This is a genomic window from Grimontia hollisae CIP 101886 (assembly GCF_000176515.1).
Classification (GTDB): Bacteria; Pseudomonadota; Gammaproteobacteria; order Enterobacterales; family Vibrionaceae; genus Enterovibrio; species Enterovibrio hollisae.
On record NZ_ADAQ01000012.1, the window covers coordinates 411,756 to 426,293 of the forward strand.

General features: G+C 47.2%; 14 protein-coding genes. 7 read left to right on the forward strand and 7 right to left on the reverse strand.

Translation table 11 applies throughout. From position 1 onward, the window contains the following. Window positions 1–72: 72 nt before the first annotated feature. Both VHA_RS12915 and VHA_RS18705 read right to left on the reverse strand, forming a co-directional pair. Window positions 73–2,130, reverse strand: coding sequence for an ATP-binding response regulator (locus VHA_RS12915; protein ID WP_040528899.1), 2,058 nt, complete (start codon window positions 2,128–2,130; stop codon window positions 73–75). Window positions 2,131–2,569: 439 nt separating this feature from the next. Beyond that, the gene (locus VHA_RS18705) at window positions 2,570–2,752 is read right to left on the reverse strand and encodes a UxaA family hydrolase (protein WP_081456029.1); all 183 of its coding nucleotides are present in this window, start codon (window positions 2,750–2,752) and stop codon (window positions 2,570–2,572) included. A gap of 100 nt (window positions 2,753–2,852) precedes the next feature. Here VHA_RS18705 and ybiA point away from each other — a divergent pair, with 100 nt between their 5' ends. From ybiA to VHA_RS12940, 4 genes are all read left to right on the forward strand, one after another. Next, window positions 2,853–3,296, forward strand: a complete 444-nt coding sequence (ybiA, locus tag VHA_RS12925; RefSeq protein ID WP_256597269.1) for a riboflavin biosynthesis intermediates N-glycosidase — start codon at window positions 2,853–2,855, stop codon at window positions 3,294–3,296. Between the two features lie 581 nt (window positions 3,297–3,877). Then, entirely contained in the window at window positions 3,878–5,233 is a 1,356-nt protein-coding gene (locus tag VHA_RS12930; protein ID WP_005504997.1) for a sigma 54-interacting transcriptional regulator, read from the forward strand. A 240-nt stretch (window positions 5,234–5,473) separates the two neighbouring features. After that, the gene (locus VHA_RS12935) at window positions 5,474–5,788 is read left to right on the forward strand and encodes a hypothetical protein (RefSeq protein WP_005504998.1); all 315 of its coding nucleotides are present in this window, start codon (window positions 5,474–5,476) and stop codon (window positions 5,786–5,788) included. A 121-nt stretch (window positions 5,789–5,909) separates the two neighbouring features. Then, window positions 5,910–6,617 (forward strand): UTRA domain-containing protein, encoded by a 708-nt coding sequence (locus tag VHA_RS12940; protein WP_005504999.1) that lies wholly within the window; start codon window positions 5,910–5,912, stop codon window positions 6,615–6,617. Here the strand turns inward: VHA_RS12940 and VHA_RS12945 are convergent. Then, window positions 6,604–7,815 (reverse strand): glycosyltransferase, encoded by a 1,212-nt coding sequence (locus tag VHA_RS12945; RefSeq protein WP_005505000.1) that lies wholly within the window; start codon window positions 7,813–7,815, stop codon window positions 6,604–6,606. The genes VHA_RS12940 and VHA_RS12945 overlap by 14 nt on opposite strands. 468 nt (window positions 7,816–8,283) lie before the next feature. Here VHA_RS12945 and VHA_RS12950 point away from each other — a divergent pair, with 468 nt between their 5' ends. Further along, the gene (locus VHA_RS12950; protein ID WP_226926493.1) at window positions 8,284–8,559 is read left to right on the forward strand and encodes a hypothetical protein; all 276 of its coding nucleotides are present in this window, start codon (window positions 8,284–8,286) and stop codon (window positions 8,557–8,559) included. A gap of 51 nt (window positions 8,560–8,610) precedes the next feature. On the opposite strand, the gene arsJ is transcribed toward VHA_RS12950, so the two are convergent. Together arsJ and VHA_RS12960 are read right to left on the reverse strand one after the other, a co-directional pair. Then, on the reverse strand, window positions 8,611–9,840 hold the full coding sequence (arsJ, locus tag VHA_RS12955; RefSeq protein ID WP_005505009.1) for an organoarsenical effux MFS transporter ArsJ: 1,230 nt from the start codon (window positions 9,838–9,840) through the stop codon (window positions 8,611–8,613). Between the two features lie 13 nt (window positions 9,841–9,853). Continuing rightward, window positions 9,854–10,867, reverse strand: a complete 1,014-nt coding sequence (locus VHA_RS12960) for an ArsJ-associated glyceraldehyde-3-phosphate dehydrogenase (RefSeq protein ID WP_040528903.1) — start codon at window positions 10,865–10,867, stop codon at window positions 9,854–9,856. Window positions 10,868–11,323: 456 nt separating this feature from the next. Here VHA_RS12960 and VHA_RS12965 point away from each other — a divergent pair, with 456 nt between their 5' ends. Next, window positions 11,324–11,692, forward strand: a complete 369-nt coding sequence (locus tag VHA_RS12965; RefSeq protein ID WP_005505011.1) for a hypothetical protein — start codon at window positions 11,324–11,326, stop codon at window positions 11,690–11,692. Window positions 11,693–11,874: 182 nt separating this feature from the next. Next, window positions 11,875–13,371 (forward strand): GGDEF domain-containing protein, encoded by a 1,497-nt coding sequence (locus tag VHA_RS12970; protein ID WP_005505012.1) that lies wholly within the window; start codon window positions 11,875–11,877, stop codon window positions 13,369–13,371. A 5-nt stretch (window positions 13,372–13,376) separates the two neighbouring features. On the opposite strand, the gene VHA_RS12975 is transcribed toward VHA_RS12970, so the two are convergent. Then, window positions 13,377–13,952 (reverse strand): DUF6151 family protein, encoded by a 576-nt coding sequence (locus VHA_RS12975; RefSeq protein ID WP_005505013.1) that lies wholly within the window; start codon window positions 13,950–13,952, stop codon window positions 13,377–13,379. 221 nt (window positions 13,953–14,173) lie between these two features. Continuing rightward, window positions 14,174–14,494, reverse strand: coding sequence for a N(4)-acetylcytidine aminohydrolase (gene yqfB, locus VHA_RS12980; RefSeq protein ID WP_005505019.1), 321 nt, complete (start codon window positions 14,492–14,494; stop codon window positions 14,174–14,176). Window positions 14,495–14,538: the final 44 nt, after the last annotated feature.

Genomic DNA, 14,538 nt, shown 5'->3' on the forward strand with positions numbered 1-14,538 from the left:
ACAGCCTGAAGATGTTTGGGGATAAACGATTGATCGAGTATCTGGATGAAGCTCTGTCTCGGCAGGGCTTTTTTACGACAGCCAGGCGATGATTTTGTCGCGCAGTTGCTGTTGATCGGAAGGTTTAACCAGAAAGTCAGTCATACCTGATGAGAGAATCTTCTCAAGGGTTGTTTTTGAGTTGTCGCCGGTATGGGCAATAATAGGTATATCGGCATAAGCCTGAATGGAATGACGGATGCGACGGGAGGTTTCAAGGCCATCCATCACCGGCATCTCAATGTCCATCAGGATCAAATCAATGCTATGCCCCCCGTTGGTTAAGGTTTCAATGGCGCAGTTTCCATCTGGGCACTGGACCACGTTAAATCCCTGTTTTTCCAAAATAATAGACGTGAATTGGCGCAGTGTTTCGCTGTCATCAACGACCATGATGGTTTGTTTGACTATCGTATTGTTCTGTTTTGAAACGGTAGGTGCTGCGGGATCAACAGTATCAAAAAACAGCTTTTCCATTACAGTAGGGGTATTAAGCCTCCACACCATCTCTTCTATCCAGATGGGGTTATAAACAGCGTGGGACGCGTGCTGGGTTGGTGGACCATGATGCAGGTAAACCACCTTCGCTTCAGTGAAAGAGAGCAGAGGTTCAATGTGGCCCAGAACATCACCGTTTGCCTTAAGGCTCTCTAAATCAACCACCACTGCATCGCACTCCAAATCAAGCTCATGCCTTTGCAACGCCTGAAGCACACTGATGGTCTGTAGTTTAAACCCCATGGCTTTGCTGTTTTTTATGGCGGATTGGATAAGGTCATTGTCATCGCTGATCATCAGTAACGACTTAAGTTGGATAAGGTTTTGCTTGATATTTTGCACGACAGAGGTGTTCAACGCCGGGAAAGTGAGAGTAAAGGCTGTCCATTCCCCCAGCTTTGACTGACAGCTTATTTCACCGCCGAATGAGTGCATGACTTTGCGGCAAAAGGGCAACCCTAACCCAAAGTTTCCGTTTTTACCCGTGGTGTAAAAATCTTCAAAAATCTGATCGAGCATATCATTGGGAATCCCCTGACCATTGTCACGAACAACAATGCAGTTTTCCTTTTCTCCCGGTTCGACGAGGAGATCAATGCTGAAGTTGTCATTTTTGCGGTGGTAAAACGCGTTTTTGAACAGGTTATAGATGACATATTTCAGCAGGGTATCACTACCCAGAAAGTCAAAGGTTTTGGAGCTTTGTATTGTGATGGCAGATTTGTCGTCTTTGCTTTTGTACCCGAAGCTTTCGACAGCGTGTTTGAGGATATGCAGGGCTGAATGCTTTTTGAAGGTGGAGCGCGAAACACGGTTTTCATCAATTGAAGTCAACAGTAAGTCAATGGTTTCATTGCCTGCACGAATGATATTCATCGCGTCGTCACTGATTTTCCTCAGTAATATCACATCCTCTTCACGCAGTTGGTACATCCGTGCATTGTTGTCGTCAGGATCAGGAATCGTTGACCGGATAATGTCGATAGAAGAATACACTCCACTGAGTGGGTTGCGCATTTCGTGGGCGATTCCCGCGCCAAATACCTTGGCAATGGACACCTTGGTTTCGTGTTCCTGTTGGTTTCGGAAAAAAAATAAATTGCCGAACAGATACATGAAAAGGAAAACTGGCATATAGGTCCAGTCGAGTAAAAATTCCAGCTGGTATCCCTTCGCTATCCAAGCGCAGAATGTAGCTGCAGCTATACCTATGACGGTTTGGGCAAACATCACCCAGGTAATGTGTACCAGAAGAATATGCAGGAATATTGCTGCCATGAAAGAGAGCAACCAAACGGTAGACCAACTGTTCATCAGCAGCATATAGAAAAAGAAGAAGGGCAGGACGACGGTGATGGCAATTTGGTAAAACCAGTGCATATGTTCCTGGAAGCGGAGGCTGAGTTTATCTCTTACCAAAACAGTGATGAAAAACAGGCAACAAAATAGCCGCAATGGCAAATTTTCATAAGCCTGCGGGTAGAGGTCACGCCAGATGAAATAGTACGTCGGAAAGCCTATCAACCCCATCCAGCCCATGAGAGTCAGGTTTGGCTTTGCGTACTGGTAAACTTTGCGAAATGCCGCTTCCATGCTTTTGATAAATGCTGCCTTAGTCCAAACGTAAAAAGCCAGCCTGATTAAATGTAAGTATTCCTATGGCATTGTTACTGGCGTCGATTACTTTTTGATTCAATTGGAATATGCGGATTTCATTCAAAGAGTTGAAAATGAAATGCGCTTATTTTCATAGTAAAGTAGCGGGAGATGACACTGTTTTCTTCCCGAAACATGAAGGAAAACTTTATACAAACCTGAGCTGCAACGGTGTCTTATTCTTTGTACAAGGGGGACCTTTATTCTCCGTCAGAGAAAATGTGAGGGATAACAGGGAGGTAGAATTGAAAACCCTGACTGAAAATCAGCGTATTGATACACCTTAATACTCTCTTTATAAGATGAACATAAAGCTGATCAGATCAGTCTTGGTTTACTGCGTTGTGACGGTATGAATTCCAGTCATGGGCTTATCTTATAACGTTACCCCATTCTTCCAGATGGTTAACTCTCTTATATCATTATGTTCATTCTTACAGTATTCACCGTTAACAATATCTACGACTTTATTGATGAATTCAGACAGTAACTCATCCATGGAAATGTCTGTGGAAACGAGTTTCCCTGCGTCAAAATCTATCCAACGTGGCTTTTGTATGGTTCAGCCTCAGTTAACTTGTTTAAAAGTTTGTACTGAAAAAACGGTTGACTAAACTCTATAGAAAACAGGAAGTGGTGGCAGTCTGGTACCTTCAATAATTTATTTCTATGAACCTGATGAAGCCTATGGGTTTTTGTCCAACTTTTATCCGGCCATGATTGATATTGATGGGGAGCGTTGGCTGTCTACCGAGCACTATTACCACGCCCAAAAATTCACCGATAAGTCGTTACAACAAAAAATTCGTGCAGCGCTCACTCCCCGGGAAGCCTTTTCTCTTAGTCGTGAATATCAATCCTTTGTGCGAGCAGATTGGGAAGCGATTCGCTGTGACATTATGTATTTTGCCGTGATGGAAAAGTTTTTGCAGCACGATGATCTCTGCCAACAGTTAATGGCCACCCATCCCGCCTTGCTTATCGAAAATTCTCCATGTGATATGTTTTGGGGAAGTGGAAAAAACCGGCATGGTCAAAATAAGCTCGGCATGATACTTATGTCAGTGAGAACGAAAGTTGCCGCTAAATATCGACACGTTTGAACATATTCCCCCATATCTTCCCATTGTTGAATTCAGAGAATGTGACTACAAAATAAGAATTAACCGTATTTCCTACCTTTATCAGACATACCCAATAGTCATCCTGCTAGAGTATCCCACGAACCAGTGAATGTTAGGTGTTAGGTTGCTTGCCTGATGTCGGCTCCTGTGCACCAGCACTGACCGGAAGGGTGATAACGATAAAAACGAAAGCCTGAGATCCCTGACTGTCTTTTGGTTTGGTAACGTGTTGTCACCGGGTGGTTTTCCGTGTTTTAGATATGCAGCCGATGACGGGTAGCCAATGGCTATTGTTGTTTCAGGGCGAGTGAAAGCTGCGCAAACCCGTTAGAAAACACCGTGACTTTAAAAGATTCATCAAGGTACTGAACAACTGTCAGGTGATGAGTTCGCATCCAATAGCCGACAGTTAAGTTTGGATTGTCCGTTGGATCCGTCATGCCAATACAGGCAATAAACACAGTTCCCGTGTTGCTTCCTGTACCCGGTAGTAAACCGGGTAAGGATAAGTGGTCTGAGGCAATATTAATACACGGTGTGAATACCCAAAGGGGAGATACATGGTTGATACCGAGCTAACCCTGACCGGCAAACGTCAGGACGCATTGCTTATTATTGATGATAATCCAGCGTCACAAAAACAATTAAGCCACGCCTTAGAAAGTGAAACGTCAATTATTACGGCTCCACCAGATAGCGTGTCTTCAGCGCTAAACCAAGTATTAACGTCAGTGGTGGTTGTGGGTCAGACCAATACCACTTCACTGTCTCTGGTCAAAGAAATCCTGATGCTTTCACCACGTACCAAGGTAGTGATGGTGATTGATAAAGAAAAAGATAGTGATCCGACACTCGCGTTAGAGGCAGGGGCTTTCGATATCATTGAGCGTCCTTTCAATGATGATCTGCTGCGGATGATAGTAAAAAGGTCCAGATACATTGCAAAGCTGGAAATTGACATTGGGCGCCTTAAAGCCTTTGAGCGGCAGCAACGTCTAATATTGGGTGGCAGTGCCCCTATGGTACAGACCCTAAAAATGGTAGATCGTGTAGCAAGTACCGATGTGAGTACCTTAATTTATGGAGAAAGCGGAACGGGTAAAGCATTGCTAGCCCGGGCGATACATGATCGCAGCGGCCGAAGCGGCAAGCCATTTGTAACAGTCAATTGCGCTTCCATTCCTGAAGACTTGCTTGATAGTGAGCTGTTTGGTATCGAAAAAGGGAATTTTGACTCGCGCCAGGTGAAGGTTGGCAAGATTGAAACAGCGCAGGAGGGGACACTGTTTCTGGATGAGGTGGGGGATATGCCCCCTGCTATTCAGGCAAAAGTACTGCGGTTTCTGCAAGAGCGCGTGGTTGATCGCATTGCAGGCCAGCGCGCGATTCCTGTTGATGTGAAAGTAGTGGCAGCGACTCATCAAGAGCTGAATCACCGTGCCGGTGATCGTCGATTTCGGGAAGATCTTTTGCATTTGCTCGGCGAAGTGACGATCAATATTCCACCGCTTCGTGAACGTGAGGATGACACTCTGCTGCTGGCGAAAACCTTTTTACTCCAGTTTAACGAAAGCTTAAACCGTAATCTGGCTGGGTTCACAGAAGATGCTATTGAAGCCTTACTGTCTTATTCTTGGCCTGGAAATGTGCGTGAGTTGCAGAACAAAGTGCAGTCCGCTGTGATCATGGCCGATGGTACCCAAATCAGTGCAGTGGATTTGGCGCTGACGAAAGAACACCGTAAAGACAGTGGGTTGTCCATCAACCTTAGGCAGGTACGGGAAGAGGCAGAACGTCATGCCGTTACACGTGCTTTGGCGCGCGCGGAAGGCAACATGTCCCAGACTGCCAATCTGCTGGGAGTGTCACGCCCAACACTGTATACCCTGATAGAAAAATATGCTCTCCAGCGCTAGGGTCTGTTGACCTTTTGTGGTCAGGAATAGCCTCAAAAGGTCAACAGATTCTCGTTCTTTCCGTTTGAAGTAGTTCTTGGGTTCCGGATGGGTTGGAGTCTCTCCGTCTTGATATTGAGACATCAAGGTAATTGCCCCTAAATATAGTGTGGAAAAAGAAATCAGCATATACAGTTAAACAGTTGCTTGTTTTGATTGTGCAAGTGTCGTCTTCAGTTTTCGGGCAGCGGAGTAGTAACGATGAGAGTGACAGAACTGATAGATAATAATCTGGTGCTGAAGGCTGATGTGGATGTGTGTCTTGCCGAAAACTTTTCGCTTGAGGCTTGCAGTTATGAATCTGGCGATCAGATGGTGCTTTTTAGCCCCAACACCGGTGATGTGATGGTGTGTGACAGTGCCACCAGCGTCTTCCTGTCTCTTCTTGAGAAGAACCTTTCCTTGGGAGCGGCATTGTCAGCGTTGTCAGTCTGTGAACCGGAATATGCCCGTAACCTGCTAAAAGAGTTGGAGCGCATGGAAATCCTCTCCCTTACTGGTGTGCGTTGGCGTTAGGCAGCTACCCAACATTTCCTGATATCCAGCACGTTTACGTTGTTTGGGTATCAACGGCTGTAATCTCCCGATGACTGAGGTATGCTTGGCTCTTTATTTTGGGAAATAAGAGCGGCATTGCTTGCAGTACATCAAAATCACCGATGCTATTCGCGAACAAATTTCCAGTGGCCAGTTGGCCGCAGGTACCAAACTGCCTTCAGAACGAAAGCTTGCTGAGTCATTTAAAACAACACGGGTGACACTCCGTGAAGCCCTGTCATTGTTGGAGACCGATGGACTGATTTTCCGTGAAGATCGGCGGGGCTGGTTTGTTTCCCACCGACCTCTCAAGATAAACCTTTCTGCTCCCCGCGATTTTTCCGCATTTGCCCTTGCCCAAGGGCGGCGTCCATCTATTAACGTGATCGCGTCAGAAAGCATGATGGCGAATAAAGAAAGCTGTCAGTTGCTGTCGCTGCCACCGTTTTCCGATGTGTATCGTGTTGTTCGTCTACACAGTATTGACGGTCGGCCAGTCATGCTTGCAGAACACGTGATCCGGGCTGATCGTGTCCCCAATCTTCTGCAACATGATTTGGATGGGGAGTTACTGCCGCTTTACCAGTCAGCGTGGCAATTGCAGTTTGCCAAATCGCGCTACATTGTAAATTCCACTACGTTTGATCACAGTGTTGCCTTGGCGATACGTTCTACCGCTGGCGCCCCCGCCCTGAAAATTACCCGAGTGAATATCGATGACACAGATACTGCGCAAGAAGTGGTCTTTGAATATTGGAGAAGCAGTGCGATAGAGCTGGAGATCGAATCAACCTTTATTCGTGAGTGACCCACTGCTTGTGCAGCACGGTAGCAGTACCAGACGGTTCCATAACTTCGTTCTTTTTGGCCCGCGTATAGAGCGCCCGGTATCGGAGACGGTATTCATGATGGCTATGTTTTTCTATGACGTATCGCCGTGAAGCCTGGCCGAGCCGCATTCGTTGATGGTCATTATCATACAGAGTCAAGAGTTGGTATTGCATCAAGTTAGCGTCGTAGTCGGTTGGCCACAACAGTGGATCACCGTCGATACATTCACTGTCATCATCACGTTGACGGATAACGGGTAACCCCATCGACATGGCTTCAAGCAATGAAACCGGTGTGTGCCCTTTTTCGTCCAAACTGACTATGGCGTCAATATGGTGGTAAAAACGATCGTAGTCTGAGTGATTGCAGATGCGTACACTGTCATCGTTGATACCGGCGCGCTCAAGCGCATTTCTGTATTCGTGAAGGTGCGGGCTATTCCCCAGCAGCAGAAGCAGACAATCACGTGCGAAGCGTGCAGACTGCGCCCTGGCAGCGATATATTCATCCAGAAATGCCAACACTGTCGATTTATTGGAGCCTGCTACCGGCACACCCACAACGAAGTGATGTGCCGGGATTGGCACCGTCCCGACAAAGTGATTGGAGATTCCAGAATCGATTTCTCGTAGCCTGGGACAATGGTAGCGGTTGTCGATACCACTACGGATAAGCTGTGTTTTCCCTGATTCCAGCAGGGCTTTTTCGGTTAACCAGATCAGGTCGCTATCTTCGGTAGAGATCACAACATCAACTGAATGGGAGAGAAGGCGATATTTCACGCTGCGGATCGGATCCAGTGCCCACCCCGATTGGGCGCGTGTTGAATGATGGATGTGAAGTTTTAACGGAATGTTGAGTCGGTGCGCAAACCATTGCACAGGAAAAGCATGTTCGCCATAAGTTTGGCAAATATCCGGTCTCAATACCGTTAGCGCTCTATGGCATTCCCGCATGCGATGAAGCCAAGAGCCTTTCAGTGCCAGTTCAAGGCAACTGACATCGTGGGGGAGCACCACAGACAGGGGATGGGACTTTTTCAGGACAATCAGTGTGTGCTCAAAATGCGGCTGCGGAAATTGGCGAATGTTGGCAATAACCAGTGCATTCTGCTCAGTATCTTCCAGTGAGCTGATGATATGGCAAATTTGTCGCGGTGGGGTGACAGCCACCATACTGGACTCCGTGCACATGCATTTTTAGGATCCCTAATAGTTGCATGTTTATAACCCCCCGTGTTTCTGAATTCAGAGACAATCGGTGAAAAAGCCGGATGTCGCTATGGCGCCGGTGAGCAAATAACCTCGCCCATGCTGATGGTGATAATGCCGCGGTGGGTATTACCCTGATGAAGAATGCACAGGGCACGCACGGCTTGACACATCTCCCTGCAAGTGACCATAAATATCGTTGTTTAAATAAAAGGGACATAACGCTTTAAAAACAGCGATTTATTTCGTGTTGTGTTGTGGCGGCAATGAAATCAGCTTCTATACTGAGACTGTATATGCAATCTCGCGTCTATGCGATGTCAGCATATCCGGTTTTCACATGGAATAAGAGATATCACATTGAAAACGACAAAACGAATCCGCAAATTTTTCCCTTTAGACTTCTATGGTGAAGATAGAAGCTGGCGGTTTGTGATAAGAGCATACAATGCCGCAGAAGTTTTCGATGCGTTGATGTGGCGTTCTTACCTCTCAGTCCGTCGACAGGACTTTAACTTGCTGCATCTTGCAATCGAAACCTTCCAATATGTCAGTGACTACTCTGATGGTCGCGCGGCTGAGATTTCTGGTTCCCGAGGCACGCTGATGCGTGTAAAAATGTTAGGGCCGGTTGTTGAAGTCAGCGCCTTGAATAAAGCGTATCGTGAGAAACAGATCCTGGTGCAGAATTACTGTTCCGTTGCCTGACAAAAGGTGGAATGAAAAGCCGGGTTGGATTTTCCCGGCTTAATGAATGGGTCAGTGAACTACCGGCGTGTCCCGTATGTTTGTCGGCAACCAGTAACTGATGACACTCGCCAAAGCCAACATAGCTGCAGATGCCCAAAGACAGGCAACCAGTCCGTAATCCTGATAAATCCAGCCCGAAAGCAAGGTGCCGGCCAAGCGACCCATTGCATTGGCCATGTAGTAGAAACCGACATCCATTGATACACCATCTTCCCGGGCGTAGCTGACTATTAGGTAACTGTGAAGCGAGGAATTGACTGCAAATACCGCACCAAACACCAAAAGCCCCACCACCAGAGAGAGCTCTGGCAATATGTCCTGCATCAGTGCAATGGCAATAAGCGCTGGCAACAGTGCCAAGCCTCCGGCCCATGCCATGGCTGTGCGGCCATCAGGCACATGACCTGATGCTTTTCCAGTGATTTTTGGAGCAAACCCCTGCACGATACCGTAGCCGATTATCCAACTGGCCAGAAAACCGCCAACATACCAATGATCCCAGCCAAACTGGCTGGCAAGATAAACCGGCAGTGCCACCACAAACCAGACATCCCGTGCGCCGAACAAAAATAATCGGGCCGCGGAAAGCACATTGACCGGTGCGCTTTTGGAAAACAGGTGGGTAAACTTAGGCTTGTTTTTAGCCTGACCCAATTCTGTGTTAAGCGATATCAGGCTCATTAGCCAAACCAGACCCAGTACAGCCGCCATTGCCGTGACGGCACCTTGAAACCCCAGCATAGACAGCAGCGCTCCGCCGAGAAAGAACCCTGCGCCTTTCAGGGCATTTTTGGAGCCTGTCAATATCGCCACCCATTTATAAAGTGTGCCATCTGCATTCGCGGGTACCAGGGTTTTCACTGCACTCTTGGCGCTCATCTTGTTAAGGTCTTTCGCGATTCCCGACAGTGCCTGAGCGGCCATCACCCACGTAACTGTTAGCATGCCAGCGGGAACCATCAGCATGGCAAGGGCGATGATTTGGAGTCCCAGGCCAATGTTCATTGTCCGGTTCAGGCCAATCCGAGCGCCTAACCAGCCGCCAACCAGATTGGTCACAACACCGAAAAACTCATAGAACAGAAACAGCAGTGCGATTTGCAGCGGGCTGTACCCAAGCCCATTAAAATGCAGCACCACGAGCATCCGCAATGCGCCATCAGTTAGGGTAAACGCCCAGTAGTTACCTGTGACGATCAGGTACTGTTTCATTTCCCGGGAAATGGCAGAAAACGGCATGATAAAACAGCTCCTATTGTGTGTTATCCATGCGGCCTACCATCAGTGCGAGCTCAGCAGTACGGTTCGCATAGCCCCACTCATTGTCATACCAGACATAAAGTTTAAGCTGGGTGCCGTTGATGACCATTGTTGATAGCGCATCAATAATGCCTGAGCGTGGGTCGGTGCGGTAATCGATAGAGACCAGCGGCCGTTCTTCATAGCCAAGAATACCTTTCAGCTCGCCATCGGCTGCCTCTTTCAGCAATGCATTTACCTCTGCTTCCGTGGTTTCACGGCTGAGCTCGAAAACGCAGTCCGTCAATGAGGCATTGGTCAGCGGAACACGGACAGCATGACCGTTCAGCCGGCCTTGCAGTTCCGGAAAGATGTGGGTAATTGCGGTGGCAGAACCTGTTGTCGTCGGAATCAACGAACTGCCGCAAGCACGGGCTCGACGGAGATCTTGATGGGGAGTGTCAATAATGGTTTGTGTATTTGTAATGTCATGGATGGTCGTCATGGAACCATGGACAATGCCGAGTTTTTCATGGATCACTTTTACTACCGGGGCCAGGCAGTTAGTGGTGCAGGAAGCGGCGGTCACGATACGGTGGGCGTCTGGGTTGTACTGGTCATGGTTGACACCCATGACAATGTTTAACACACCGTCTTCTTTAACTGGTGCCGTCACCACGACACGCTTCACGCCTTGTTCGAGGTAGGCGTTCAGCAGGCTCTGGGTTTTCATTTGGCCGGAGGCTTCTATCACTACATCACAACCAGACCAATCGGTGTCGCCAATCGCTTTGTTCTGGGTACATTGAATCACTGTATCCCCGATCACTATGTTATCACCATCAGCAACCGCTTCGTGGTGCCAGCGACCATGAACGGAATCAAAGTTGATAAGGTGCGCCAGGGTTTCTGCATTGCCAGCTGGATCATTGATTTGAATAAATTCAACATCGGCCTGATCGAATGCTGCACGAAATGACAGACGTCCCATGCGGCCGAAACCGTTAATACCTATTTTGATAGTCATAGATTTTCCTTTAAAGCGCGAATTGTCAATTAAGGCTAAGGCGAGAGCACCCATATTCGATAAATCATATATTCGTTTTTTCATATGTAAAGTTAAGTATCGATGACAGCGATGTTTTTGCAGTGAGCATAGACATCGTAGTGGAGAAAGAGGCAGGGGGGCGTGTAAAGGATGCTGACAGTTCACATTAGGCAAGTGTAAGTCGCATATTTTTACACCTTATTTGTAACGAGATATTTCTAAAAGTAATAAAGTAACGAGTATGTGATGTGCCTGATCGGGCTTAACATATTAATATACAGAAAAAATTTCTCTTACATTGACCTAGTGTTGCATGGTGGTGTTACGGGTTTGTAATGTCCTGTTTTTGGTGCATATCGATAAAATATGTAAAAATAACGTCTGTTGAACAAAATACGTTTAAATTTTTCATTAATCTTGCTTATTGGAGTAAAAATGGCCTTTTTAGTGGTTATTTTTCTTTCTGTTGTCGGTGGCATCCTTGCAGGCGATCACTTCCATTCTTACATGGTGGGTTTTTCGTTGGCGACATTGGCTGTCGGCTGTTGTTACTGGCTGAGCTTCCGTCATACGAAATACCCTCAACTGGCACTCCTTCTGCTCATTTCAGGATTTGCCGCGAAGTTGGGTATTACTGTGTTTGGCGTAATGTGGAGCTTGGAACGTGAACTGATTACCTCACCACTCATCTTTGCGCTGTCGTACCTGTTCTTTTCACTGGTTGCTACTTACGGTTACTTTAAATACCGCGAGTTTTGGAACAAACGAATGGATGCAGTTAAGGAAAAACTGCAGACGACCTAACGCGACATTGTTGGAAAAAGTGGTTTTGATCACTTTTTTATTTTTTACCTTAAACCTTATCCATTCACATATTTTCAACGTTATTCTGCATCATAGTTATGTTTGTCTAAACTTTGAGACATTAAATTCTCAAAGAGGATGGCGGCATGGTTATGTCTCCCAGAAAGGTTAATATATTACTCGTGATACTTACGCTGATTGTGGCGGGGGTGCTGGTACTGCATAACTTCCAGCAGGCTAGACACGCAGAATATATTAACGAGTCTTGGAATGACAAGTCGCTGGAGGCGATGCAAACTGCCATGGATCTTGCTGCTGTTGAGCGTTCTTTCGGTTATCTTGGCTTTATTCACCACTTTAAAAACTATGTATTGCGCAGGGATGAAGTCTATTTCCGGGAGGCAACAAAAGCGTACTGGGTGACCAATGATGCATTGGTTCGACTGATCTTGTCTGACTTGCCGGAACGGGATGTGAGGGACCTGATTCAGGTTCAACGTACCCTGAATGAGTATTTCCGAAAGCTAAACGATGCCTATACTCACTATGCTGAACTGTCTGCAAAAAAACTCGATGCCATTGTGAGGGTTGATGACTTGGCCGCCCGTGATGCGTTGTCCCGACTAAGAATAGATATCATCCCAAATTTAAATGAACATTATCAGGTGGCTTCCCAAAGTAACGCCCGGTACGAGCAGTGGACGCTGCTCAGCATTACTATTCCTTTTATGATCATCTTCGGTTTTGCTATCGTCATTTCCGTGGTTAGCAGAAAGGTACTGATGCGGGCAAGGGAAATTGACGTTATCTTTCAGGCATCACCGGATGCGTTTATCTATTCAGATTCGAAAGGCAATATACTTCGCTCAAACCAAATGGCATCAGACATTTTCGGTTACAGTGCGCTTGAACTGAAAAAGCTTAAAATTGAAGATTTGGTTGAACCGACCAAGCAAGAGTACCATGAAAATCTCAGGGAAACGTTCGTCAAACAAGGTGGAAGACGGATGATGGGGGGGCGTAATACAGAAATAAAGGGGGTAACCAAGTCAGGGAAACGTGTGCCGCTGAGTATTGCTATTTCTTCGTTTTCTTTTGAGGAACATCAGGGCAGTATCGCCATTATTCGCGACATCACGGATTTTAAACGCCTGGAATCAGACTCCATGCATGATGCCCTGACGGGTGTATATAACCGCCGTCATATCGAAGAGCGGTTTGAGGATGAAGTAAAAAGGGCGAAGCGTTACGCAAGGGCGTTGTCATTGCTGGTGGTAGACCTTGATAACTTTAAAAACCTGAATGATACCGAAGGACACCGAGCTGGTGACAAGGGGTTGGTTGTGGCAGCGGAGCATTTGCGTTCCCAGCTAAGAAAACATGACCATATTGGCCGCTGGGGCGGCGATGAGTTTGTCGTGATATGCCCTGAACTTGACCGGGCTGATGCTATCGAGATTGCAGAACGCATTCGCCGTCGATTTGAAGCACAGCAATTCCCGTGGTGTCACAAAATGACCATGAGCATTGGCGTTGCCTCGCTTTCCCCCGATACCAGTGTAATGACGCCGCGGGACTTATTCGAAGAAGCCGATCAGGCGCTCTATCTTGCTAAGGAGCGTGGAAGAAATCGCGTGGAGCATTTCTTCGATCTCCAGCGCCCCAAGCGGGTGAAATAGCTACCTTACCCACGTATGACTTTTTGGTCCGGTGCCGCCACGGCTTTTCCGTCATCATTGAAAAACGGGGTGGGGACGTTCGTGCCCTTAATTTTGTTTTTCAGCATAAAGCGAATAATCAGCCACAGAGACTGCAGGGAAAATTTAGGATGGGGGTGAGTCGGGGGATTGCCTTTGGCGTATTTGCCCATGACATAACATTTCACTGGCCCCAAGGCTTGCTCCTTGTTTACACCGTGGATGGCGGCAGTCAGGATCCCAGCGAAAGGATGCTTACGGCTAATGGTATTGGCGATCGGCGTGCGGCAGCAGGCCGTATAAAAGCGATAGATGCCACCGGGTGTCATTCTTACACAGCGTAACTGATCCGCGCCTTTGTGAATATCGATAGCTGCCGGTGCAAGCTGAAAGATATCGGTACCGCCCCATTTATCGAGCCATTTTTGCTCATTACCAAGGTGTTTGGCGAACCCCTGGCAATCATTGCAATAGCACACAATGTGGTTACCGGATGCCGGTGACACATGCTTCAAGGTGCCTTCTAATTCGCCACATTCGCAGCGCAGAATAAGATCAGTCATACGGCTTCTCACTTGTTTAGGTCTTTCTATTTAAACACGTCATCGGCGTTTATGTGTCTGAGATTTGATACTGGAAGAATAGACGGGTTTTTGCCTGTTTACCTCGATGGCACTACCACAGTTGTCCGAATCGGTCACCGATACCAGAAGCCCTGCCGTCGCTCCGTGTGTTGACGGCAGACAGGAGAAAAATGGCCGAGATTTCCTGCGGCCATGTTGATTTATGCCACCAGCGTATAGGTGATCACGTAAAACTCGTCATCGTTTGGATAGATGTTGCGGATAAGGGGTTTCAACTCTTCCAGTGGGAGAAACTCCTGCGCGGCGTGCTCTTCATTGATGTCATCGAATCCAATTTTTTCCACTGAAACGATATCAATCTGGCACACGTACTCATCTTTCTCCAGCGTGTGGACATCCACACGGGTGCCGGGCACATAGTAACTTTCAGACTTATCACGGATGGTGATGGTTTTCTTTCCTGATGCGACAAGTGGGGTCAGCCATTCAAAGAAGGTGATTTTAGTGGGGGCGTGATTCACAGTGGGTCCTGCAATTTTTTAAAAGTGCAGAACATCATACCAAA

Bases quoted from the DNA above. Each gene is read 5' to 3' on its own strand.
- VHA_RS12915 (WP_040528899.1), bottom strand. From the start codon at position 2,130: ATGGAAGCGGCATTTCGCAAAGTTTACCAGTACGCAAAGCCAAACCTG.
- VHA_RS12930 (WP_005504997.1), top strand. From the start codon at position 3,878: ATGGTTGATACCGAGCTAACCCTGACCGGCAAACGTCAGGACGCATTG.
- VHA_RS12935 (WP_005504998.1), top strand. From the start codon at position 5,474: ATGAGAGTGACAGAACTGATAGATAATAATCTGGTGCTGAAGGCTGAT.
- VHA_RS12945 (WP_005505000.1), bottom strand. From the start codon at position 7,815: ATGGTGGCTGTCACCCCACCGCGACAAATTTGCCATATCATCAGCTCA.
- arsJ (WP_005505009.1), bottom strand. From the start codon at position 9,840: ATGCCGTTTTCTGCCATTTCCCGGGAAATGAAACAGTACCTGATCGTC.
- VHA_RS12960 (WP_040528903.1), bottom strand. From the start codon at position 10,867: ATGACTATCAAAATAGGTATTAACGGTTTCGGCCGCATGGGACGTCTG.
- VHA_RS12965 (WP_005505011.1), top strand. From the start codon at position 11,324: ATGGCCTTTTTAGTGGTTATTTTTCTTTCTGTTGTCGGTGGCATCCTT.
- VHA_RS12975 (WP_005505013.1), bottom strand. From the start codon at position 13,952: ATGACTGATCTTATTCTGCGCTGCGAATGTGGCGAATTAGAAGGCACC.